This is a genomic window from Pseudomonas donghuensis (genome assembly GCF_000696345.2).
In the GTDB taxonomy this organism is placed as follows: Bacteria; Pseudomonadota; Gammaproteobacteria; order Pseudomonadales; family Pseudomonadaceae; genus Aquipseudomonas; species Aquipseudomonas donghuensis.
The window spans coordinates 87,224-108,636 of record NZ_CP071706.1 but is presented as its reverse complement, the minus strand read 5'-3'; the positions used below and the strand labels follow the sequence as shown (position 1 = coordinate 108,636).

Below are 21,413 nucleotides of genomic sequence, written 5' to 3'. Positions count from 1 at the left end.
TTTTCAAGGAAGACTATTGGCAGCCGTTCAGGCGATTGCAGCGCAGATTGAAACGCTGCCCGGTGGAACTCGACACGCTGTTCAAGGTGGTCCAGCCCACACGCCGGCTGTAACCGACCCAGGTTTCACCGTTGCTCGCCACGCCTGTGTAAAAGGTCAATTGGCCATAGCGGCTGTTGGTTTGCGCCCATAGCCTGCGACCTTGCATTTCAAAGCCCCGCAGGTAGGTCGTGTTGCCTTGGGTTTGCACGCTGTAGTAATTGCCTTGGGCATCGCTGCAGGCAAGCAGGGTTGCGCTGCGGGTACAGAGCGCCAGGCCGTTGCTCAAGGGCGTGGTGTTGGCGCTGGCGAACTCGCACTGCAGCAACACGGCGAAGGCAAACAAGCAACGCGATTTCATCTTTCAGGTCGGCCTTTGGTCATGTTCTGGGCGAAGTAGGTTGGCGAGATTGTATTGTTATAATATAACATTGCGCAATGCATCGTTCGAATGCTCTCTCCTGATGAGGATCGCCCCCATGCCCGACCGTCTTCCCGTAACCGTGCTCTCCGGCTTTTTGGGTGCCGGCAAAAGCACGCTGCTCAATCACGTGTTGAAAAACCGCGACAACCTACGGGTCGCGGTGATCGTCAACGACATGAGTGAAATCAACATCGATGCCAGTGAGGTCCAGCGCAACGTCAGCCTTAACCGTGCCGAAGAGAAGCTGGTGGAGATGAGCAACGGTTGCATCTGCTGCACCCTGCGTGAAGACCTGCTCGAAGAGGTCGCCCGCCTGGCCCGGGAGGGGCGTTTCGATTACCTGTTGATCGAGTCCACCGGCATCTCCGAGCCGCTGCCAGTCGCCGAGACCTTTACCTTTCGCGACGAGCAAGGCCGCAGCCTGGCCGACCAGGCGCGCCTTGATACCATGGTCACCGTGGTCGATGGCTTGAACTTTCTGCGTGACTATCAGGCCGCCGAAAGCCTGGCCAGCCGCGGCGAAACCCTCGGTGATGAAGACGAGCGCTCGATCAGTGACCTGCTGATCGAGCAGGTGGAGTTCGCCGATGTAATCCTGCTGAGCAAGATCGACCTGATCAGCAGTGCCGAGCGCGAAGAGCTCAGCGCCATCCTGCGCAGCCTCAACGCCCAGGCGCAGATTGTGCCGATGGTCATGGGCCAGGTGGCGTTGCCACAGATCCTCAATACTGGCCTGTTCGACTTCGAGCGCGCAGCCCAGGCGCCCGGCTGGCTGCAGGAACTGCGCGGGGAGCATGTGCCGGAAACCGAGGAATACGGAATTGCCGCCACCACCTGGCAAGCCCGCCGGCCGCTGCATCCGCAGCGCTTTTTCGACTTTATCCACACGCCGTGGAACAACGGTCGGCTGCTGCGCTCCAAAGGCTTTTTTTGGCTGGCCAGCAAGCACCAGGACGCCGGTAGCTGGTCGCAGGCCGGCGGCATGATGCGCCATGGCTTTGCCGGACGCTGGTGGCGCTTCGTTCCACGCGAGCACTGGCCGCAAGATGAGCAGAGCACTGCGGCGATCCTCAAGAACTGGAGCGCCGAATGCGGTGATTGCCGTCAGGAGCTGGTGTTTATTGGCCAGAACATCGACTTCGCGCGGCTGGATGCCGAGCTCTCGGCCTGCCTGCTCGACGATGCAGAAATGGCGGCGGGTGTGCACAGCTGGCAGCAATTGCCCGACCCGTTTGGCCCCTGGTTCGACGAGGAAGCGGCGTAATGCGCCAGGCGTTCGGCGAAACGCCCCAGGTGCTCACCGAGGCGTTGCAGGACGGGGTAAACCTTGCGGTTTGGCAGCGGCGCCTGCCGGTGCAGATCGAGGACTTTGCCCGGTTGCTGTTGTCGTTGAACCAGCCACTGGGTGAAAGCCGGGTAATCGAGCTGGATGACCAGCATCAGTTGCCGGACCTCAACGGCTTGCTGGGTGGCTATGCCGACCTGGAGGGCCAGAGGGCGTTTCTCACTGACGTTGCCTGGCTGGTGAGTGCCTACGCTTGCCTGCTCGACGCCCGGCGTGTCGGTCTGCGGTTACAGGCGCTGAGCAGCGCCATGTGCCCGCGGTTTCATGTCGACCATGTACCCCTGCGTTTGCTGAGCACCTATGCCGGCCCAGGCAGTGAATGGCTGGAAGAAGGTGCAATCGACCGATCGCAGCTTGCCCGGGAGCAGCCCGCTGCCAGTGCGGTCCGCCAGTTGGGCAGCGGTGAGGTGGCCTTGCTCAAGGGCGAGAAGTGGCTCGGCAACCAGGGTGGCGGGCTGGTCCATCGCTCGCCGGCGCTGTTGAATGGCGAACGTCGCCTGATTCTCAGCCTTGACTGGATGGCCTGAAATAGCGGCATAGTGGCGAAAATTTCAGGCACTCTCCGTCCCATGTTGCAGAACATTCCTACCCACGTGATTGCCGGCCCGCTCGGTGCCGGCAAGACCAGCCTGATTCGTCAACTGCTGGCGCAGCGGCCCGCCGATGAGCGCTGGGCGGTACTGATCAACGAGTTTGGCCAGATCGGCCTGGATATGGCGCTGCTGGCCAGCGACGATGACGGTATTGCCTTGGGTGAAGTGGCCGGTGGTTGCCTGTGCTGCGTCAACGGCATGCCGTTTCAGGTTGGCCTGGGTCGCTTGCTGCGCAAGGCCAGGCCACAGCGGGTATTCATCGAACCGTCCGGGTTGGGTCATCCGCTGCAGTTGCTTGAGCAACTGCGTTTGCCGCCTTGGCAAGGCGTGTTGGCGGTACAACCGGCGGTGCTGGTGCTGGATGCCGAGCAATTGGCTGCAGGTATTGCCCTGCCTGAAGCCCAGCAATCGACCCTGGCCAGCGCTGGATTGCTGGTGCTGAACAAGTCTGCCGGGTTGGATGCACAACAGCGCTTGTGGATAACTTCTCAGCTACCTGCTGCTCGCCTGTACTGGACCGATCATGGGCAATTGCCCTGGTCCGAAGTGCCTGTGGAAAGCTCTGCAGCGCCACTTCCCGCCGCTGTGGATAAGCTCGCGGCAGTCAATATTCCCGGGGTCGTCAGCAGCCTGTGGACAAATCCACAGGAGCCTATTTGCAGTATTCGGCAGGCCGCAGAAGGTTGGAGCATAGGTTGGCGCTGGCACCCGGGTCAGGTGTTCGATCGCCCCCGTCTGGAGCGCTTTCTGCAGGGGCTGGACTGGCGTCGGGCCAAGGCAGTTATCCACAGTCTGGATGGCTGGCAGTCGATCAACGCCTTGGCAGGGCAGCCTACATTGCAGTGGAGCAACAGTGAATGGCGCCGCGACTCGCGGCTGGAGCTGATCTTCGCCGAGCCGCAGGCCCCTGAACCATTGCAGCAAGCCATGCTGGCCTGCCGCGTCTAGTTGCGCCAGCGGTTGTGGTCCTGGCGCCACTGGTTCATCTCGACGACGTTGTCGTGATGTTGTGGTGTCTTGATCTCGAACGGGTAGGGGGCCAGTTCGATTTGCATGGTGTGCGCGCCAAACTGGGTGACGGTACCGGGATGGCGCTGTTCGCCGGTCACGGTGAATTCGAAGTTGTACACCCGGGCCAGGCGCTTGCGGCCGTTGGCGTCGCGCACAAAACCGATGCGCTTGAGCGCGACATTGCCATCGAGCAGCTCCAGATCGAGTTTGGCGCAGTGCTGCTTGACTCGCTCCAGAGCCTTTTCACGCAAGCCGTGGTTATGCCACAACCAGGCGCCCGCCGTGGCCAGCAGCATCAGCACGAAGAGATTTCCCAGGGTCAACATTTACATATGCTCCAACGAGGTATGCCCAGCTTAACTGCCTCCCCGGTCTGTCGTACAGGTGGCATTTAGCGCCATACTGCGTGCCTTGTTTTTCATTCCTACGCTTTCGGAAGACCTGCATGAAACGTACACCGCATCTGCTCGCCATCCAGTCCCACGTGGTTTTCGGCCATGCCGGCAACAGCGCTGCGGTGTTTCCCATGCAGCGGGTCGGGGTGAAGGTCTGGCCGCTCAATACCGTGCAGTTCTCCAACCATACTCAGTATGGTCAGTGGACCGGAGAAGTGCTTGCTCCAGCGCAAATTCCTGCGCTGGTTGAGGGGATTGCGACGATCGGTGAGTTGGGCAACTGCGACGCGGTGCTGTCCGGCTACCTGGGCAGTGCCGAGCAGGGGCGGGCGATCCTCAGCGGTGTGGCCCGGATCAAGGCCGCCAACCCGCGCGCCTTGTACCTGTGCGACCCGGTGATGGGCCATCCGGAGAAGGGCTGTATCGTCCCGGCCGAGGTCAGCGAGTTCCTGGTGGAAGAAGCACTGACCACCGCCGACGTGCTGTGCCCGAATCAGCTGGAGCTGGATAGCTTCTGCGGGCGCCGGGCCGAGTCGCTGCAAGACTGTGTCAGCATGGCCCGCAGCCTGTTGGTGCGAGGCCCGAAAGCTATCCTGGTAAAGCACCTGGCCTATCCCGGGCGCAGTGTCGAAGACTTTGAAATGCTGCTGGTTACCGCCGACGGTAGCTGGCTTATCCGCCGCCCGTTGCTGGCATTTGCGCGCCAGCCAGTGGGCGTGGGTGACCTGACGTCGGGCTTGTTCCTGGCGCGTTTGCTGCTGGGCGATGACTGGGTCACGGCGTTTGAATTCACCGCCGCCGCAGTGCACGAAGTGCTGCTGGAAACCCAGGCCTGCGCCAGCTACGAGCTGGAACTGGTGCGTGCCCAGGACCGCATCGTGCACCCACGGCTGCGCTTTGCAGCGCAGCCCCTGGCCATTTAAAGGGCGTCGCCCTTGAGTTCCTGGTAGCGCTTTTCCAGCTCCTGACGGATCAGCCGGCGCTGTTTGCCCTGCAGGAAACGGCGCTTTTCTTCGCTGGTTTCAGGCTGGCGGGGCGGCACCGCCACCGGCTTGCGGTCATCGTCGACGGCGACCATGGTGAAGAAACAGCTGTTGCTGTGGCGCACCGAGCGTTCGCGAATGTTTTCGGTGACGACTTTGATGCCGACTTCCATCGAGGTGTTGCCGGTGTAGTTGACCGAGGCGAGGAAAGTCACCAGCTCGCCGACATGCACCGGTTCGCGAAAGACCACCTGGTCGACCGACAGGGTCACCACATAACGGCCGGCGTAACGGCTGGCGCAGGCATAGGCTACTTCATCGAGGTATTTGAGCAGGGTGCCGCCGTGGACGTTGCCAGAAAAGTTGGCCATGTCCGGGGTCATCAGGACGGTCATCGACAGCTGGGCGTTTCCAGGTTCCATAGTGTGCTCACGGTAAGGTTGCGCTGAGGCGGGGTGGCGATTGCTATTCACGCTTCTTTCCCCCAATACGATTCCCATCTAGTAAGACGGGACGCTGACAGCGGCCTTGCCGTCACGCTGTTTGTGCCATTTACGGCGATGCTTTGGTCGATCTGTTTCTTCATATTGCACCGGCTTCTAGCGACAAGCGGCGGTGTTAACCTGAGGAAGCCCATGCAAGGTGGGCTTCCTACATTTAAAACGCTATGTATCCGTAACTCAATCAGACAATGCTTCGGGTGGGTTGCGGCTTGTCTCTGGATACCAGGTAAGGAGTCCCACGCCGTGCATGCCATCAGCTTTATTCAGGATTTGGCAGTGATCATGCTGGTTGCCGGGGTGGTCACTATCCTGTTTCACCGTTTCAAGCAGCCCGTGGTGCTTGGCTACATCGTTGCCGGCTTTATCATCGGCCCGCACACCCCGCCGTTCGGCCTGATTCATGACGAAGACACGATCAAGACCCTGGCAGAGCTCGGGGTGATCTTCCTGATGTTTTGCCTGGGGCTGGAGTTCAGCCTGCGCAAACTGTTCAAGGTCGGGGCCACAGCGTTCATCGCAGCGTTCCTGGAAATCGTGCTGATGATCTGGATCGGCTTCGAGATCGGCCGCTGGTTCGGCTGGAGCACCATGGACTCCCTGTTCCTCGGTGCGATCCTGGCGATCTCCTCGACCACCATCATCGTCAAGGCGCTCAACGACCTGAAGATGAAGAACGAGCGCTTTGCCCAGCTGATCTTCGGTGTACTGATCGTCGAAGACATCCTTGGCATCGGCATCATCGCGTTGCTCTCGGGCATCGCCGTCAGTGGCACTGTGAGCTCCGGCGAGGTGTTTTCCACCGTTGGCAAGCTGTCGCTGTTCATGATCGTTGCGCTGGTCATCGGCATCCTCCTGGTGCCGCGCCTGTTGGCGTACGTGGCCCGTTTCGAAAGCAATGAGATGTTGCTGATCACCGTCCTGGGCCTGTGTTTCGGGTTCTGCCTGCTGGTGGTCAAGCTTGAGTACAGCATGGTCCTGGGTGCCTTCCTGATCGGTGCGATCATGGCGGAATCACGGCAATTGCTGAAGATCGAGCGCCTGATCGAGCCGGTTCGCGACCTGTTCAGTGCCATCTTCTTCGTTGCCATCGGCATGATGATCGACCCGTCGATCCTGCTCGAGTACGCCTGGCCGATCGTGGTCATCACCATTGCCGTGGTGCTGGGCAAGATGCTTTCCTGCGGCATGGGCGCCTTTATCGCCGGTAACGACGGACGCACCTCGCTGCGGGTAGGGATGGGGCTGTCACAGATTGGCGAGTTCTCTTTCATCATCGCCGCGCTGGGCATCACCCTGCAGGTCACCAGCGACTTCCTCTACCCGGTGGCGGTAGCGGTATCGGCCATCACCACGCTGCTCACGCCCTACCTGATTCGCGCTGCCGACCCGTTGTCGCTGAAGCTGGCCAAGGTCGTGCCGGGGCGTCTGGCGCGGGTGTTGTCGCTGTATGGCGAGTGGCTGCGCAGCATTCAACCCCATGGCGAAGGGGCGATGCTGGCCTCGATGATCCGGCGTATTCTGCTGCAAGTGGGGGTGAACCTGGCGCTGGTGGTGGCGATCTTCTTCAGCGGTGGTTATTTCGCCGCCCGCATTGGTGACTACCTGAGCGAGTGGGTCAGCGATATTGGCCAGCAGAAGGCCTTGATCTGGGGCGCGGCGCTGATGCTGTCGCTGCCGTTCCTGATCGCGGCGTACCGCAAGCTCAAGGCACTGTCGATGTTGCTGGCGGAGATGGGGGTCAAGCCGGAGATGGCCGGGCGGCATACCCAGCGGGTGCGACGGGTGATCGCCGAGGTGATTCCGCTGCTGTCGCTGCTGGTGATTTTCCTGCTGCTAGCGGCGTTGTCGGCCAGTATCCTGCCGACCAGCGAGCTGCTGTTGCTGATCGTGGTGGTCGCGGCGGTGGTGGTGGCAGTGCTGTGGCGCTGGTTCATCCGTGTGCACACACGCATGCAGATCGCTTTGCTGGAAACCCTGGAAAACAACCAGGAGAACCACCACTAAGAGGCGCTTCCTGCGCGGGGCGGTTCGAATGTCCGAGGGGATGGAGCGGTAGCGAAGCGCCACGCGCAGGAAGGCGTGGCGATTCTACGAACATTAATAGCCAAGAGCCATTACTTTGTGTGGTTATTTCTCATTCAGCTTTCCAGCCAGACGTCTCGGGCCCAGTGCCAGACCGACTCCCAGCTGTCTTCGGTAACGATCTCTTCTTCACCGGACCACAGCACCACGGTGCCATCTTCTTCGACGCAGTAGTAGTCGTCGCCGTCCTGGCAGATCGGGATCAGGTCGCGCGGCACGCCGGCATCCCAGGCATTGGCCGCCACGTCCGGCAAGTAGGTATGCGACTGCGGGTCGGTGACAGTGACCGGCTCGAGGCTACCGTAGACCACGTCGCTGACTGTCAGCAGGAACTCCTTGAACACGAACGGAATGTTGATAAACAACTCTTCTTCGATTTCGACCAGCTGGTCTTCGTCCGGCAACTCCAGCGGCACCGGTACCGGTTCATTGGCTTCTCGGAGCTGTTCGATGACTTCTTCCACGGTTCTATCCTCTAACCTTTACGACACGCTGCGCGTTATACCCTAGTAGCCCGCTGCGCTAAAAGCAAAACCCCGGGACAAGCCCGGGGTTTTTTGTGCAATGCCTCAATATCAGCCGTTCTGGCGGATCCCGGCAACCAGCCAAGGCTGGTTTTCGCCTTGGGCGCGTTCCATGTTCCAGCTTTCGCTGAACGGTTCGCCCTGGTCAAAGCGCGAGGTTTTCGACACGCCGCTGAAGGTCAGGGTGGCGATGGTCTTGTCGGCGCGGTCGTCGACACCTTCGAGCTGCACGTTCAGGTCGTCAATGTAGGTGGACTGGAAGCCATCACCCAGATCAGCGCGCTCCTGCTTGAGGAACTGCAGCATCTGAGGGGTGACGAATTCGGCGATCTTGTCCATTTCATTGGCATCCCAGTGCTGCTGCAGCGACTGGAAGTGGTTGCGGGCAGCGGCCAGGAAGCTCTGTTCGTTGAACCAGGCCGGTGCATTGATCACCGGGCGGGCAGCGGCGGCAGGCGCAGCGGAACCACCGAAGATCGACGGCTGGGCTGGCTGCTGGTGCACTTCGCGCTGGAATGGCGCGTGGCCGGCGGCGGCCATTTGCGGCTGCTGCTTGCGGCGACGGGCGGCGATGAAGCGGAACACCAGGAAGGCGATCAGCGCCATGATCAGGATGTCGAAGATCTGCATGCCCTGGAAGCCGTCGCCCATGAACATGGAGGCCAGCAGGCCACCGGCGGCGAGGCCGGCCAGAGGGCCAAGCCAGCGCGAAGCACCACTGGCGGCGGCAGGTGCGCGACCTGGCGCGGTTGGCGAGGCAGCCGGAGTCGTCGGGGCCGCCTGACGGGTCTGGTGGGTCGGCGCGGCGCCCGAGCTCTTGCCGCCGCCGAAGCGTTTGGCGTTGGCGTCGAGACTCATCGTCAGGCCGATGCACAGCGCCAAAGCGATGCTAAGAAAACGTTGCATAGAAGGGTATTCCCGTTTTGTGGATTGCACGCGCGTCATGGTGCACAGGTTGTAGGACACATGACCAGCGCCATAATGTTTCCAGCTTTTGCCTGAATTGTCTGTATACGCTGTAGGAGCGGGCTTGCCCCGCGATTTGCGGCTTGCAAGTCACATTGCATCGCGGGGCAAGCCCGCTCCTGCAGGATTTTCTGCGTTACAGGGCCTCGAGCTTGGCGTAGCCAAGCATCAGCCACTTGCTGCCTTCGGCGAAGTTGACCTGGACCCGGGCCTGAGCGCCGGAACCCTCGAAGTTGAGGATCACCCCTTCGCCGAACACCGCATGTTGCACACGCTGACCCAGGTTGAAGGCGGTCTGCGGAATGTTGGCGTTGGCAAACAGGCTGCTCGAGTTCTGCTGCTGGCCGGAGCTGAACGGGCGGCTGACGCTGTTGGACAGGCGCACTTCCTGAACCAGGCCTGCCGGAATTTCGCGTACGAAGCGCGAGACCTTGTTGTAGGTCTCGCTGCCATACAGCCGGCGAGTCTCGGCATAGGTCATCACCAGTTGCTGCATGGCGCGGGTGATGCCGACGTAGGCCAGGCGGCGCTCCTCTTCAAGGCGGCCGGGTTCTTCCAGGCTCATCTTGTGCGGGAACAGGCCTTCTTCCATGCCGACCAGGAATACGTGAGGGAATTCCAGGCCCTTGGCACTGTGCAGGGTCATCAGCTGGATGCTGTCTTCGTGCTCGTCGGCCTGGGCGTCGCCGGCTTCCAGCGAGGCGTGGCCGAGGAAGGCCGCCAATGGCGACAGTTCGGCGTCTTCTTCGCTGTTTTCGAAGTTGCGCGCGGCGCTGACCAGTTCCTCAAGGTTCTCTACCCGGGCCTGGCCTTTTTCGCCTTTTTCTTCCTGGTGATAGACGATCAGCCCGGACTGCTCGATGACCGTCTGGGTCATCAGGTGCAGGGGCATTTCCATGACCTTGGCGGCGAGGTTCTCGATCATTTCCATGAACGCGCCCAGGGCGCTGGCAGCGCGGCCCTTGAGCGCCTTGTTGGCGATCAGCAGGCTCATCGACTCCCACATCGAGACCTGGGCGTGGCGGGCGTGTTCGCGAATCGCTTCGACGGTCTTCTCACCGATGCCGCGCGGCGGCACGTTGATCACCCGCTCAAGGGCGGCGTCGTTGCCGCGGCCTTCGAGCAGGCGCAGGTAGGCCATGGCGTTCTTGATCTCGGCACGCTCGAAGAAGCGCTGGCCGCCATAGATGCGGTAAGGAATACGTTCGCGCAGCAGTGCTTCTTCAAGCACCCGCGACTGGGCGTTGGAGCGATACAGGATGGCAATATCGCTGCGGGCCAGGCCGGTCTTGAGCGCGCTTTCGATGCTCTCGACCACGTAGCGGGCTTCGTCGTGCTCGTTGAAGGCGGCGTACAGGCTCAGCGGTTCGCCATCGCCACCGTCGGTCCACAGCTCTTTGCCCAGGCGCCCGCTGTTGTTGGCGATCAGGGCGTTGGCCGCCTTGAGGATACCGGCGGTGGAGCGGTAGTTCTGCTCCAGGCGGATCAGCTCGGCGTCAGGGAAGTCGGCAGTGTACTGATGGATGTTCTCGATCTTGGCGCCACGCCAGCCATAAATCGACTGGTCGTCGTCGCCGACCACCATCAGGCTGTCACCGCCCTTGGCCAGCAGCCGCAGCCAGGCGTACTGCACGGCGTTGGTATCCTGGAATTCGTCGACCAGCACATGGCGGAAGCGCCGCTGGTAGTGCTCGAGCAGGCCAGGGTGGTCACGCCACAGGTCCAGGGCGCGCAGCAGCAGCTCGGAGAAGTCGATGACGCCGGCGCGCTGGCAGGCGGTCTCGTAGGCTTCATAGATGCTGCGCATGGTGCCCAGGAACAGGTCGCCGCTGGCCTGGATGTGTTGCGGGCGCAGGCCTTCGTCTTTCTGCCCGTTGATGAACCATTGTGCCTGGCGCGCCGGCCAGCGTTGTTCATCCAGGCCCAGCTCGCGGATCACCCGCTTGACCAGGCGCTGCTGGTCGTCGCTGTCGAGGATCTGGAAGTTCTGGTTCAGCCCCGCCTCTTGCCAGTGCGCGCGCAACAGGCGGTGCGCCAGGCCGTGGAAGGTGCCTACCCACATGCCGGCCGGGTTGATGCCCATCAGCTGTTCGATACGCTGGCGCATCTCGGCAGCGGCCTTGTTGGTGAAGGTCACCGACAGGATCGAGTGCGGCGAGGCCTGCACGACCTGGATCAACCAGGCGATGCGGTGCACCAGCACACGGGTCTTGCCGGAGCCGGCACCGGCCAGGACCAACTGACGACCGACCGGCGCAGCTACAGCCTGGCGTTGGGCGTCGTTGAGAGAGTTCAACAGGAGAGAGAGATCATCGCGCATCCGGCCATTTTAGGGGCGCAGACGACCCTTGGGCAAATATACAGTAGAAAAACTTGCCGCTGACGACTGGCTGGTCATCGGCTGCAGCCCAAGGCCTGCGTGCTTGAGCGCCTGCCGTCGGGAAACGCAATGAAATAATTATGATCCAGAGCAGTTTGGCCCGAGAGCTTGCTTGTGTATGCTCCGTGCACGTTTAAGGCTAACCATTACAAGAACACTGCCTATGACTCTTGGTTCCGACTCCATGAGCGCCCCTTCCGAAGCGCGCCGGAGTATTCGCAAGCACTTCGCAACCCAACTGGCCGTCGAGCGCACCCGCCTGCTGTACCAGGGCTCATTGCTGCCGACCCTGTTCATGCTGCTCAATGGTCTGGTCTGTGCCTGGTTGCTGTGGAGCCCGGCGCGCTACCTATTGGTCAGTATATGGATTGTCTGGCTGACGGCGTTGGTGGCCTTGCGGGTGATCCAGGTCGCCGCCTTCGATGCCGCCATGCCCGCTCGACAGGCCCAGCCAAGCTGGTGGCGAATGTTCCTGTTCGGTTCGGCCTTCAGTGGCCTGACCCTGGCCAGCGCGGCGATCGCCCTGGTGCCGGTGGATAACTTCGTCCAGCAGGCCTGGGTATTCGGCCTGCTGGGGGCGGCAACGCTATCGGCCAGCGTCGCCTATGCCGTCAGCCTGCCGGCCTTCCTTAGTTTTACCTTGCCGTGCCTGCTGCCGCCGATTGCCTTCCTGTTCTGCAATGGCGATGAGCAGCAGCGTGGCTGGGGCTGGCTTGGCCTGATTTTATTGCTCGCCTTGTCAGTGGTGGCCTGGCAGGTCAACCGGCTGATCGAGCGTGGGCTGTTGCGGCGCTTTCAGAATCAGGAGCTGATCGAGCACCTGCAAACGGCACAAAGCCGCAGCGAACGACTTAACCAGGCATTGGCCGAGGAGGTCGAGCAGCGTCGGCTGATCGAGGAGCAACTGCGCGAGGCGCAAGTAGGCCTGGAGTCGCGCGTCGCCCAGCGCAGCCAGGAGCTGGATGCTGCCAACCAGGCCCTGAGCAAGAGCGAACAGCGTCTGGCCCTGGCCCTGGAGGCCAGCGAACTGGGGCTGTGGGACTGGAACCTGGAAACCGACGAGATCCACCATACCCAGTTGCGCGAGTTGTTTGGCCTGGAGCCTGACCAGGTTCAGGAAATGCTCGCGCACCTCAAGCCACGCCTGCATCCCGATGACGTGCCGCTGCTCAAGCGCACCCTGGTCGAACACCTCAAGGGCCGCAGCGAGGATTACCGCATCGACTACCGGGTGCGTCACCGCCAGGGCCACTGGTGCTGGATCGAGGACCGAGGCCGGGCAGTGGAGCGCAGTGCTAGCGGGCGGGTGCTGCGCATGCTTGGCACCCGCCGGGATATCAGTGCGCAAAAAGCCCAGGAAGAACAGCAGCGCATGGCCGCCACCGTATTTGAGGCGGCCAGCGAAGGCATCGTGATTCTCGACCCTGATTATGTGTTGCTGGCGGTCAATCAGGCCTTCTGCCGGGTTACCGGCTACAACCGCGAAGAATTGCTTCAGGGCCGGTTACTGGAACTGCCCTGCAGTCGCGACGCCCGTCGCCACTCTCAGGCCATTGAGCTGGCACTGGAGCAGCAGGGCAACTGGCAGGGGGAACTGGTCGAGGCGCGCAAGAACGGCGAGCTTTATCCACAGTGGCTGCAGCTCAATGGCGTGCGCGATGCACGGGGCAATCTGACCAGCATCGTCGGCTTCTTTACCGACCTGTCGGCGCGCCGCGAGTCCGAGGAGCGCCTGCGGTACCTGGCTCACTACGACGAGCTGACGGGCCTGGCCAACCGCGCCCTGTTCCGCCTGCGCCTGCATGAGGCCGGCGAGCGCCTGCGCCAGAGCGGGCGCGGCCTGGCCTTGCTGCACATCGACCTGGACCGCTTCAAGCTGCTCAATGACAGCCTTGGCCACGAAGTTGCCGACCAGTTGCTCAAGCAAATGGCCCAGCGCATCAGCAATGCCATGCCCGAGGCCGATACGGTGGCGCGCCTGTCCGGCGACGAGTTTGCCGTGCTGTTCGATGCCTACAGCAACCTGTCGAGCCTGGTGCGTGTGGCCAGCCGTTTGCTGGACAAGCTGCGCGTACCGCTGCGGGTCGATGGCCACGAGCTGGTGATCAGCGCCTCGGTAGGCATCAGCCTGCTGGCCGATACCTCGCGGGATGTCACGGTACTGGTCAGCCAGGCCAACACCGCCATGCAGCACGCCAAGCACCTGGGCGGCGACAATTTCCAGTTCTACACCGAGAGCCTGCAGGCCAGTACCCTGCAGCGCCTGCAACTGGAAAACCACCTGCGCAAGGCCATCGAGGAGCGTCAGCTACAGGTCTACTACCAGCCCAAGCTGTGCCTGGCCACTGGCCGTCTGCATGCTGCCGAGGCGCTGGTGCGCTGGCAGCATCCGCAGTGGGGCATGGTACCGCCGTCGGACTTTATCGGCCTGGCCGAAGAAACCGGCCTGATTGCGCCGATGGGCGAATTCGTTCTGCGCCAGGCCTGTTGGCAGGCCTGCGAGTGGCAGCGCATGGGGCTTGCGCCGATCCGTGTATCGGTGAACCTGTCGGTCTATCAGTTGCGCCACGGCAAGCTGGTCAGCCTGGTGCGCCAGGTGCTCGATGAAAGTGGCCTGGCGCCGCATCTGCTGGAGCTGGAACTGACCGAGAGCCAGTTGCTCGATAGCGTTGAACACATCATCGCCACCTTCCGCCAGTTGCACGAACTGGGAGTGAAGCTGGCCATCGATGACTTTGGCACGGGCTACTCATCGCTCAGCTACCTCAAGCGCTTCCCGGTGGATTACGTGAAGATCGATCAGGCCTTTATCCGCGGCCTGAGCGAAGGCAGTGAAGATGCCGCGATCACCCGGGCAATCATCGCCATGGCCCAGAGCCTCGACCTTCAGGTGGTCGCGGAGGGCGTCGAGACCCATGAACAGCTGGAGTTTTTGCGCAAGCAAGGCTGCAATGAAGTGCAGGGTTACCTGATCAGCCGGCCGGTACCGGCGCAGGAGCTGGCCGAGCTACTGGCCAGTCACTACAGCTTCTAGAGGTGCCAGGCGCGGCCCTGGTGCGCCAGCAGGCTGTGGGCCTGATCCGGGCCGTTGGAGCCGGCGTGGTAGGGGCGCGGCGCCTGGAAGTGCTCCTGCCAGCCGGTGAGGATCGGGTCGACCCAGGCCCAGGCAGCCTCGACTTCGTCACGGCGCATGAACAGCGTCGAATCGCCTTCGAGCACATCCAGCAACAGGCGCTCATAGGCGTCCCAGCGACGGGTCTGGCCGAAGACCTGGGCCAGGTTGAGGTTCAGTTCCACCGGCTCCAGGCGCATGCCCTTGCCGGGGGTCTTGGTCATCATCTGCAGGCTGATACGCTCATCGGGTTGTAGCTGGATCAGCAACTGGTTGGCCTGGTCGCCCTCAAACAGGCGGTGCGGCACGGGTTTGAACTGGATGACGATCTGCGACGAGCGCTTGGCCAGGCGCTTGCCGGTGCGCAAATAGAACGGTACGCCGGCCCAGCGCCAGTTATTGATATGCGCTTCTACGGCGACGAACGTCTCGGTATCGCTGTCGTTGTCGACGTCTTTCTCGAAGTAGTAGGCCGGTACTTCCTGGCCGCCGATCTTGCCGGCGCTGTATTGGCCGCGCACGGTCTTGTCTTGTACATCCTGGCCGGTGATCGGTTGCAGGGCCTTGAGAATCTTTACTTTTTCGTCACGCACCGCCTCGGCCTCGAACTGCGCTGGCGGCTCCATGGCCACCAGGCAGAGCAGTTGCAACAGGTGGTTTTGCAGCATGTCGCGGGTGGCGCCGGCACGGTCGTAGTAGGCGCCGCGATTTTCTACGCCGAGGGTTTCGCAGACGCTGATCTGTACATGATCGACCTGGTTGTTGCGCCATACCGGTTCGAGCAGGGCATTGGCAAAGCGCAGGGCCATGAGGTTCTGCACCGTCTCCTTGCCCAGGTAGTGGTCGATGCGAAACACCTGCGATTCAGCGAAAACGGCGCCAAAGGCCTGGTTGATTGCCGTGGCCGATTCCAGCGAGTGGCCAATGGGTTTTTCCAGCACGATACGCGCGTCGTGATCGGCCAGGCCTGCGACTTTCAGGTGGTTGGCTATCGGCACGAACAGATTGGGTGCGGTGGCCAGGTAGTAGATCCGGGTCAGGCCGCCCGCTTCACCGAGAAAGCGCGCCAGGCGGACGAAATCGGCGCTTTGCGAGGCGTCCATGGGGAAGTAGTCCAGCCGTGCAGAGAAGCGCGCCCAGACATCCTCATCGAAGTCGGCGCGGGCAATCTGCGCCCGGCAGCGGCGTTCGGCGAGCTTGAGGAATTCATTGCGCGGCAGATTGCTGCGGGCCAGGGCAATGATGCGTACGGCCGGGTGCAGGCGAGCCTCGCGATACAGGTGGTAGAGCGCCGGAAGCAGTTTGTGCAGGGCCAGGTCACCGGTGCCGCCGAACACCATGATGTCGCAAGGGATAGTCAATACCACCACTCTCCTAGTTCGTTTAGCTGGGCGGGTCGCCGGTCATGTAGTATAACTACAAGAAAGCTACAACCCGGTCAGTCGATCATAACCGAGTCCTGCCCTTGAATCTGTTGCAACACATCGCCCAGTCGCGCCATCTGCTACGCAAATCGGAACTCAAGGTTGCCGATCACGTGCTGCTTGATCCAGCGGCCGTCATGCATAGCTCCATGGCCGACCTTGCCCACAGCGTTGGTATCAGCGAGCCGACTATCGTGCGCTTTTGCCGTGCGATCGGTTGTTCCGGCTTTCAGGACCTCAAGCTCAAGCTGGCCCAGAGCCTGGCGGCGGGGGCGAGTTTCGGCCAGTTCGCGATTCATGAGGACGACTCGGTTGCCGACTACAGCCTGAAGATCTTCGACACCACCTTGCATACGCTGATGGAGGTGCGCGAGCACCTTGACCCGCAGGCCTTGCAACGCGCGGTCACGGCCATGGCCCAGGCCCAGCGCGTCGAGTTCTATGGTTTTGGTGCCTCGGGTGCGGTGGCGGCCGATGCCCAGCACAAGTTCTTCCGCCTGTTGCTGACGGCGGCGGCTTACTCCGACCCGCACATGCAGGCGATGTCGGCGGTTACCCTCAAGCCTGGCGATGTGGCGATCTGCATCTCCCAGTCGGGGCGCTCCAAGGACCTGCTGATCACCGCCAACCTGGTGCGCGAAAGCGGCGCCACGCTGATCACCCTGTGCCCGAGCCAGACGCCGCTTGCCGAGCTGTCGACCGTCAACCTGGCCATCGACGTGCACGAAGACACCGAGATCTACACCCCCCTGACCTCGCGTATCGCCCACCTGGTGGTGATCGACGTGCTGGCCATGGGCGTTGCCATGGCCCGCGGGCCGAGCCTGGTCAACCACCTCAAGAGCGTCAAGCGCAGCTTGCGCAGCCTGCGTTTGTCGCCCAAGTCGATCAAGGCGATGGACGACTGAGGCCTGTAGGAGCGGGCAGGCCCGCTCCTACAGGTTCATTGATTTGTCATTGGCTCGCCGCCAAATCGTAATGCCACGTCGTCAGGCTGAAGCTCCCGCACTCGAAAAGGGAGATATGCAATGGCTCGTGAATTCGATGGCTCGTACCAACCCAACGCCAAATCCCGCAAGCAGCAGGAAAAAGATCAGCGTCGCATGGAGTTTCGCCGCGCGATCGAAAGCTACTCCGAGCAGCGCCGCCTGCTGCAGGAAATCACCGACTACGCCGACCTGCAGACCCTCAGCGTGTGGCAGGTATCGGCGGCAGAATCCCCGAGAAACGCTCAACAAGCCCGCTGATCTGCGCACGTTCGCTACGAATGAACGCTAAAAAGGCCAGGGCCACCGGCGACTGCCGCTTGGCCTTGGACTGCACTACGCACCAACTGCGGTACAGTGGCAGCTCTTCGACCGGCAGCTCGCGCAGCACGCCAGTGGCCAGTTCCAGGTTCAGCGCGTGGCGGGTCAGCAGGGCAATGCCCAGGCCTGCGATCACGCATTCGCGCTGGGCATCGGCCGAGGCCACCTCCAGCGTCTGGGTGAAGTGCACACGCTTTTCCTTGAAGTACTCTTCGCAAGCCTTGCGCGTCCCCGAGCCCTGTTCGCGCACCAGCAGGGTGTGCGGCTCAAGGTCCTGCAGGCGCAGGCTGTCGAGCTTGCACAGTGGGTGATCGGGCGGCGCCACGGCTACAATTGGATTGTTCAGGAATGGCAGGAACTCCAGGCCCATGTCCTGAGGCACCATGGACATGATGATCAGGTCATCGCGGTTGTCCGAGAGGCGACGGATGGCCTGGGCCCGGTTCACTACCGTGAGGGTAAGATTGACCTCAGGGTGCAAGCGCTTGAAGGCGGCGAACAGGTGCGGGACGAAGTATTTGGCACTGGACTCGACCGCCAGCTTCAGTTGCCCTTGCAGCGAGCCCTGCATGTCCGAGAGCTGCATGTCGAGGCTCTCCAGGCGCCCGAAGATGTCGCGGCTGGCGCGCTGCAATGCCTCGGCGGCGTCGGTCAGGTAGAGCTTTTTGCCGACGTACTCGAACAGCGGCTGGCCGACCAGTTCTTCGAGTTGGCGGATCTGTAGACTAACGGCGGGTTGCGTCAGGTTCATCTCCTCGGCGGCCCGGCTATAGGAACGCAAATCACAGACCTCATTGAAGATCTGAAGTTGACGCAATGTCATACGCATCAATGACTTACGCATTTCTCTCAAGCCCCAGCAAAACCTTGTAACAGCACTATAAGCTTTTGCTTATGCACACCCTAATAAATATTGATTTTTGTTTATCCAGAGACAGCGCTAGGGTAAAGATGCGACTGGCCAGCGACGATTGGTCACGCGCCGACCGGCGACGCCGGCTCGATTGTTCTAGCGGCCTTGGGAATACTCCAGTGATAAAAAAGATCCTGATCGCCAACCGCGGTGAAATTGCTGTTCGAATCGTGCGTGCCTGCGCCGAGATGGGCATCCGTTCCGTGGCGATCTACTCAGACGCCGACCGCCATGCCTTGCACGTCAAACGTGCCGATGAGGCCCACAGCATTGGTGCCGAGCCCCTGGCCGGCTACCTGAACCCGCGCAAGCTGGTGAACCTGGCCGTGGAAACCGGTTGTGATGCGTTGCATCCCGGTTATGGTTTTCTGTCTGAGAACGCTGAACTTGCGGACATCTGCGCCGAACGTGGGATCAAATTCATCGGCCCTTCGGCTGAAGTCATTCGCCGCATGGGTGACAAGACCGAAGCCCGCCGCAGCATGATCAAGGCCGGTGTACCGGTCACCCCGGGCACCGAGGGCAACGTCGCCGACATCCATGAAGCGCTGCTCGAAGGCGACCGCATCGGTTATCCGGTGATGCTCAAGGCCACTTCCGGTGGTGGCGGCCGCGGTATTCGTCGCTGCAACAGCCGTGAAGAGCTGGAGCAAGCGTTCCCGCGGGTGATCTCCGAGGCAACCAAGGCTTTCGGTTCGGCGGAAGTGTTCCTGGAAAAATGCATCGTCAATCCCAAGCACATCGAGGCGCAGATCCTTGGTGACAGCTTCGGCAACGTCGTGCACCTGTTCGAGCGCGACTGCTCGATCCAGCGGCGCAACCAGAAGCTCATCGAAATCGCCCCAAGCCCGCAACTGACCCCCGAGCAGCGCGCCTACATCGGTGACCTGTCGGTGCGCGCGGCCAAGGCCGTGGGTTACGAGAACGCCGGTACCGTGGAGTTCCTGCTCGCCGATGGCGAGGTGTACTTCATGGAGATGAATACCCGGGTGCAGGTGGAGCACACTATCACCGAAGAAATCACCGGCATCGACATCGTCCGCGAGCAGATCCGCATCGCTTCCGGCCTGCCGCTGTCGGTCAAGCAGGAAGACATCCAGCACCGCGGCTTTGCTTTGCAGTTCCGGATCAATGCCGAAGACCCGAAAAACAACTTCCTGCCCAGCTTCGGCAAGATCACCCGTTACTACGCACCCGGCGGCCCGGGCGTGCGTACCGACACGGCGATCTACACCGGCTACACCATTCCACCGTTCTATGACTCCATGTGCCTGAAACTGGTGGTCTGGGCGCTGACCTGGGAAGAAGCCATGGACCGCGGCCTGCGGGCCCTGGACGACATGCGCGTGCAAGGGGTGAAGACCACCGCCGCCTATTACCAGGAAATCCTGCGCAACCCGGAATTTCGCAGCGGTCAGTTCAATACCAGCTTCGTTGAAAGCCATCCGGAACTGACCAACTACTCGATCAAGCGCAAACCCGAAGAGCTGGCCCTGGCCATCGCTGCCGCCATCGCCGCCCACGCAGGCCTGTGAGGAACCCATAATGTCCAAGAAAATCTTTGTAACCGACACAATCCTGCGCGACGCCCACCAGTCCCTGCTGGCCACCCGCATGCGTACCGAAGACATGCTGCCGATCTGCGACAAGCTCGACAAAGTCGGCTACTGGTCGCTGGAAGTCTGGGGTGGGGCGACTTTCGATGCCTGCGTGCGCTTCCTCAAGGAAGACCCGTGGGAGCGCCTGCGCAAACTGCGCGCAGCATTGCCCAACACCCGCCTGCAGATGCTTCTGCGTGGGCAGAACCTGCTGGGCTACCGCCACTACAGCGACGACGTGGTCAAAGCCTTCGTCGCCAAGGCGGCGGTTAACGGCATCGACGTGTTCCGCATCTTCGACGCCATGAACGACGTGCGTAACCTGCGTGTCGCCATCGAAGCGGTCAAGGCCGCCGGCAAACATGCCCAGGGCACCATCGCCTACACCACCAGCCCCGTGCACACCATCGAAGCCTTCGTCGCCCAGGCCAAGCAGATGGAAGCCATGGGTTGCGACTCGGTGGCAATCAAGGACATGGCCGGCCTGCTGACCCCGTACGCCACCGGCGAGCTGGTCAAGGCACTGAAGGCCGAGCAGTCGCTGCCGGTGTTCGTCCACTCCCACGACACCGCCGGCCTGGCTGCCATGTGCCAGCTCAAAGCTATCGAGAACGGCGCCGATCATATCGACACCGCCATCTCCAGCTTTGCCTGGGGCACCAGCCACCCGGGCACCGAGTCGATGGTCGCGGCCCTCAAGGGCAGCGAATTCGACACTGGCCTGAGCCTGGAGCTGTTGCAGGAAATCGGCCTGTACTTCTATGCCGTGCGCAAGAAATACCACCAGTTCGAAAGCGAGTTCACCGCTGTCGATACCCGCGTGCAAGTCAATCAGGTACCGGGCGGGATGATTTCCAACCTGGCCAACCAGCTCAAGGAGCAGGGCGCGCTCAACCGCATGAACGAAGTGCTGGCGGAGATCCCGCGGGTGCGTGAAGACCTCGGCTTCCCGCCGCTGGTGACCCCGACCTCGCAGATCGTCGGCACCCAGGCGTTCTTCAACGTACTTGCTGGCGAGCGCTACAAGACCATCACCAACGAGGTGAAGCTGTACCTGCAAGGCGGCTACGGCAAGGCCCCGGGTGTGGTCGACGAACAACTGCGGCGCCAGGCCATCGGTAGCGAAGAAGTCATCGATGTGCGTCCGGCTGACCTGCTCAAGCCAGAAATGACCAAGCTGCGCAATGACATTGGCGCCCTGGCCAAGTCGGAAGAAGACGTGCTGACCTACGCCATGTTCCCGGACATCGGGCGTAAGTTCCTCGAAGAGCGTGAGGCCGGCACCCTGACTCCTGAAGTGTTGCTGCCGATTCCGGAAGCCGGTGCCGTGGCTTCGGCCGGCGGCGAAGGCGTACCGACCGAGTTCGTCATTGACGTGCACGGTGAAACCTACCGGGTGGATATCACCGGTGTTGGCGTCAAGGCCGAAGGCAAGCGCCACTTCTACCTGTCCATCGACGGCATGCCGGAAGAAGTGGTGTTCGAGCCGCTCAACGAGTTCGTCGGCGGTGGCAGCAGCAAGCGCAAACAGGCCAGTGCGCCGGGCCATGTCAGTACCACCATGCCGGGCAACATCGTTGATGTGCTGGTCAAGGAAGGCGACATGGTCAAGGCCGGCCAGCCAGTACTGATTACCGAGGCAATGAAGATGGAGACCGAAGTGCAGGCGGCAATTGCCGGCAAGGTCACCGCCATTCATGTGGCCAAGGGCGACCGGGTCAACCCGGGCGAGATCCTGATCGAGATCGAGGGCTGATGTTCAGGCCCTCATCTACAAGCGGTTAACCTCTGGGGGGCGTATGCTCCCCTTTTTT

General features: G+C 61.8%; 18 protein-coding genes. 10 read left to right on the top strand and 8 right to left on the bottom strand.

All coding sequences use genetic code 11. The annotated features are described in order from the left end of the window. Positions 1–13 precede the first annotated feature (13 nt). Positions 14–400: a glutamine synthetase gene (locus BV82_RS00540; RefSeq protein ID WP_103143285.1), complete on the bottom strand. Its 387-nt coding sequence runs from the start codon at positions 398–400 to the stop codon at positions 14–16. Positions 401–518: 118 nt separating this feature from the next. Here BV82_RS00540 and zigA point away from each other — a divergent pair, with 118 nt between their 5' ends. The 3 genes from zigA to BV82_RS00525 are packed head-to-tail and all read left to right on the top strand — an operon-like array spanning position 519 to position 3,349. Further along, positions 519–1,727: a zinc metallochaperone GTPase ZigA gene (zigA, locus tag BV82_RS00535; RefSeq protein ID WP_010222777.1), complete on the top strand. Its 1,209-nt coding sequence runs from the start codon at positions 519–521 to the stop codon at positions 1,725–1,727. Next, a complete protein-coding gene (locus BV82_RS00530) occupies positions 1,727–2,335 on the top strand; it encodes a DUF1826 domain-containing protein (RefSeq protein ID WP_036995264.1) in 609 nt (202 codons plus the stop codon). The genes zigA and BV82_RS00530 overlap by 1 nt, the downstream gene beginning before the upstream one ends. A gap of 42 nt (positions 2,336–2,377) precedes the next feature. Then, positions 2,378–3,349, top strand: a complete 972-nt coding sequence (locus tag BV82_RS00525; protein ID WP_010222779.1) for a CobW family GTP-binding protein — start codon at positions 2,378–2,380, stop codon at positions 3,347–3,349. On the opposite strand, the gene BV82_RS00520 is transcribed toward BV82_RS00525, so the two are convergent. Further along, positions 3,346–3,738 (bottom strand): DUF3301 domain-containing protein, encoded by a 393-nt coding sequence (locus BV82_RS00520; RefSeq protein WP_010222780.1) that lies wholly within the window; start codon positions 3,736–3,738, stop codon positions 3,346–3,348. The genes BV82_RS00525 and BV82_RS00520 overlap by 4 nt on opposite strands. Positions 3,739–3,857: 119 nt before the next feature. Here BV82_RS00520 and pdxY point away from each other — a divergent pair, with 119 nt between their 5' ends. Then, positions 3,858–4,730 (top strand): pyridoxal kinase PdxY, encoded by an 873-nt coding sequence (pdxY, locus tag BV82_RS00515; RefSeq protein ID WP_010222781.1) that lies wholly within the window; start codon positions 3,858–3,860, stop codon positions 4,728–4,730. On the opposite strand, the gene BV82_RS00510 is transcribed toward pdxY, so the two are convergent. Further along, complete coding sequence (locus BV82_RS00510) at positions 4,727–5,212, bottom strand: acyl-CoA thioesterase (protein ID WP_010222782.1); 486 nt, start codon at positions 5,210–5,212, stop codon at positions 4,727–4,729. The two genes, pdxY and BV82_RS00510, sit on opposite strands and share 4 nt — an antisense overlap. A 324-nt stretch (positions 5,213–5,536) precedes the next feature. On the opposite strand from BV82_RS00510, the gene BV82_RS00505 reads away from it, so the two are divergent. After that, positions 5,537–7,297: a cation:proton antiporter gene (locus BV82_RS00505; protein ID WP_010222783.1), complete on the top strand. Its 1,761-nt coding sequence runs from the start codon at positions 5,537–5,539 to the stop codon at positions 7,295–7,297. 134 nt (positions 7,298–7,431) lie between these two features. Here the strand turns inward: BV82_RS00505 and BV82_RS00500 are convergent, their stop codons facing one another. The 3 genes from BV82_RS00500 to uvrD form a co-directional block, all read right to left on the bottom strand. Next, a complete protein-coding gene (locus BV82_RS00500; RefSeq protein WP_010222784.1) occupies positions 7,432–7,839 on the bottom strand; it encodes an SMI1/KNR4 family protein in 408 nt (135 codons plus the stop codon). Between the two features lie 111 nt (positions 7,840–7,950). Next, positions 7,951–8,805 carry a TIM44-like domain-containing protein gene (locus BV82_RS00495; RefSeq protein ID WP_010222785.1) on the bottom strand — a complete coding sequence of 285 codons (855 nt, stop codon included), beginning with the start codon at positions 8,803–8,805 and terminating at the stop codon, positions 7,951–7,953. Between the two features lie 196 nt (positions 8,806–9,001). Next, the gene (gene uvrD / locus BV82_RS00490; protein WP_010222786.1) at positions 9,002–11,185 is read right to left on the bottom strand and encodes a DNA helicase II; all 2,184 of its coding nucleotides are present in this window, start codon (positions 11,183–11,185) and stop codon (positions 9,002–9,004) included. A 223-nt stretch (positions 11,186–11,408) separates the two neighbouring features. Between uvrD and BV82_RS00485 the strand changes: the two genes are divergently transcribed. Further along, positions 11,409–14,279, top strand: coding sequence for an EAL domain-containing protein (locus BV82_RS00485; protein ID WP_010222787.1), 2,871 nt, complete (start codon positions 11,409–11,411; stop codon positions 14,277–14,279). On the opposite strand, the gene zwf is transcribed toward BV82_RS00485, so the two are convergent. Next, complete coding sequence (gene zwf / locus BV82_RS00480) at positions 14,276–15,718, bottom strand: glucose-6-phosphate dehydrogenase (RefSeq protein ID WP_010222788.1); 1,443 nt, start codon at positions 15,716–15,718, stop codon at positions 14,276–14,278. The genes BV82_RS00485 and zwf overlap by 4 nt on opposite strands. A gap of 104 nt (positions 15,719–15,822) precedes the next feature. On the opposite strand from zwf, the gene hexR reads away from it, so the two are divergent. Both hexR and BV82_RS00470 read left to right on the top strand, forming a co-directional pair. After that, the gene (hexR, locus tag BV82_RS00475) at positions 15,823–16,689 is read left to right on the top strand and encodes a transcriptional regulator HexR (RefSeq protein WP_010222789.1); all 867 of its coding nucleotides are present in this window, start codon (positions 15,823–15,825) and stop codon (positions 16,687–16,689) included. 120 nt (positions 16,690–16,809) lie between these two features. Next, complete coding sequence (locus tag BV82_RS00470; protein ID WP_026001293.1) at positions 16,810–17,028, top strand: PA3496 family putative envelope integrity protein; 219 nt, start codon at positions 16,810–16,812, stop codon at positions 17,026–17,028. Here the strand turns inward: BV82_RS00470 and BV82_RS00465 are convergent. Next, the gene (locus tag BV82_RS00465; protein WP_162471128.1) at positions 16,970–17,917 is read right to left on the bottom strand and encodes a LysR family transcriptional regulator; all 948 of its coding nucleotides are present in this window, start codon (positions 17,915–17,917) and stop codon (positions 16,970–16,972) included. The genes BV82_RS00470 and BV82_RS00465 overlap by 59 nt on opposite strands. 203 nt (positions 17,918–18,120) lie before the next feature. Between BV82_RS00465 and BV82_RS00460 the strand changes: the two genes are divergently transcribed. Further along, entirely contained in the window at positions 18,121–19,536 is a 1,416-nt protein-coding gene (locus tag BV82_RS00460) for an acetyl-CoA carboxylase biotin carboxylase subunit (protein WP_010222792.1), read from the top strand. A gap of 10 nt (positions 19,537–19,546) precedes the next feature. Then, positions 19,547–21,355, top strand: coding sequence for a sodium-extruding oxaloacetate decarboxylase subunit alpha (oadA, locus tag BV82_RS00455; protein ID WP_010222793.1), 1,809 nt, complete (start codon positions 19,547–19,549; stop codon positions 21,353–21,355). Positions 21,356–21,413 lie beyond the last annotated feature (58 nt).

Excerpts from the sequence above, each read along its gene's own strand:
- BV82_RS00540 (WP_103143285.1), bottom strand. The coding sequence starts at position 400 with ATGAAATCGCGTTGCTTGTTTGCCTTCGCCGTGTTGCTGCAGTGCGAG.
- zigA (WP_010222777.1), top strand. The coding sequence starts at position 519 with ATGCCCGACCGTCTTCCCGTAACCGTGCTCTCCGGCTTTTTGGGTGCC.
- BV82_RS00530 (WP_036995264.1), top strand. The coding sequence starts at position 1,727 with ATGCGCCAGGCGTTCGGCGAAACGCCCCAGGTGCTCACCGAGGCGTTG.
- BV82_RS00525 (WP_010222779.1), top strand. The coding sequence starts at position 2,378 with ATGTTGCAGAACATTCCTACCCACGTGATTGCCGGCCCGCTCGGTGCC.
- BV82_RS00520 (WP_010222780.1), bottom strand. The coding sequence starts at position 3,738 with ATGTTGACCCTGGGAAATCTCTTCGTGCTGATGCTGCTGGCCACGGCG.
- pdxY (WP_010222781.1), top strand. The coding sequence starts at position 3,858 with ATGAAACGTACACCGCATCTGCTCGCCATCCAGTCCCACGTGGTTTTC.
- BV82_RS00510 (WP_010222782.1), bottom strand. The coding sequence starts at position 5,212 with ATGGAACCTGGAAACGCCCAGCTGTCGATGACCGTCCTGATGACCCCG.
- BV82_RS00495 (WP_010222785.1), bottom strand. The coding sequence starts at position 8,805 with ATGCAACGTTTTCTTAGCATCGCTTTGGCGCTGTGCATCGGCCTGACG.
- uvrD (WP_010222786.1), bottom strand. The coding sequence starts at position 11,185 with ATGCGCGATGATCTCTCTCTCCTGTTGAACTCTCTCAACGACGCCCAA.
- BV82_RS00485 (WP_010222787.1), top strand. The coding sequence starts at position 11,409 with ATGACTCTTGGTTCCGACTCCATGAGCGCCCCTTCCGAAGCGCGCCGG.
- BV82_RS00470 (WP_026001293.1), top strand. The coding sequence starts at position 16,810 with ATGGCTCGTGAATTCGATGGCTCGTACCAACCCAACGCCAAATCCCGC.
- BV82_RS00465 (WP_162471128.1), bottom strand. The coding sequence starts at position 17,917 with ATGCGTATGACATTGCGTCAACTTCAGATCTTCAATGAGGTCTGTGAT.
- oadA (WP_010222793.1), top strand. The coding sequence starts at position 19,547 with ATGTCCAAGAAAATCTTTGTAACCGACACAATCCTGCGCGACGCCCAC.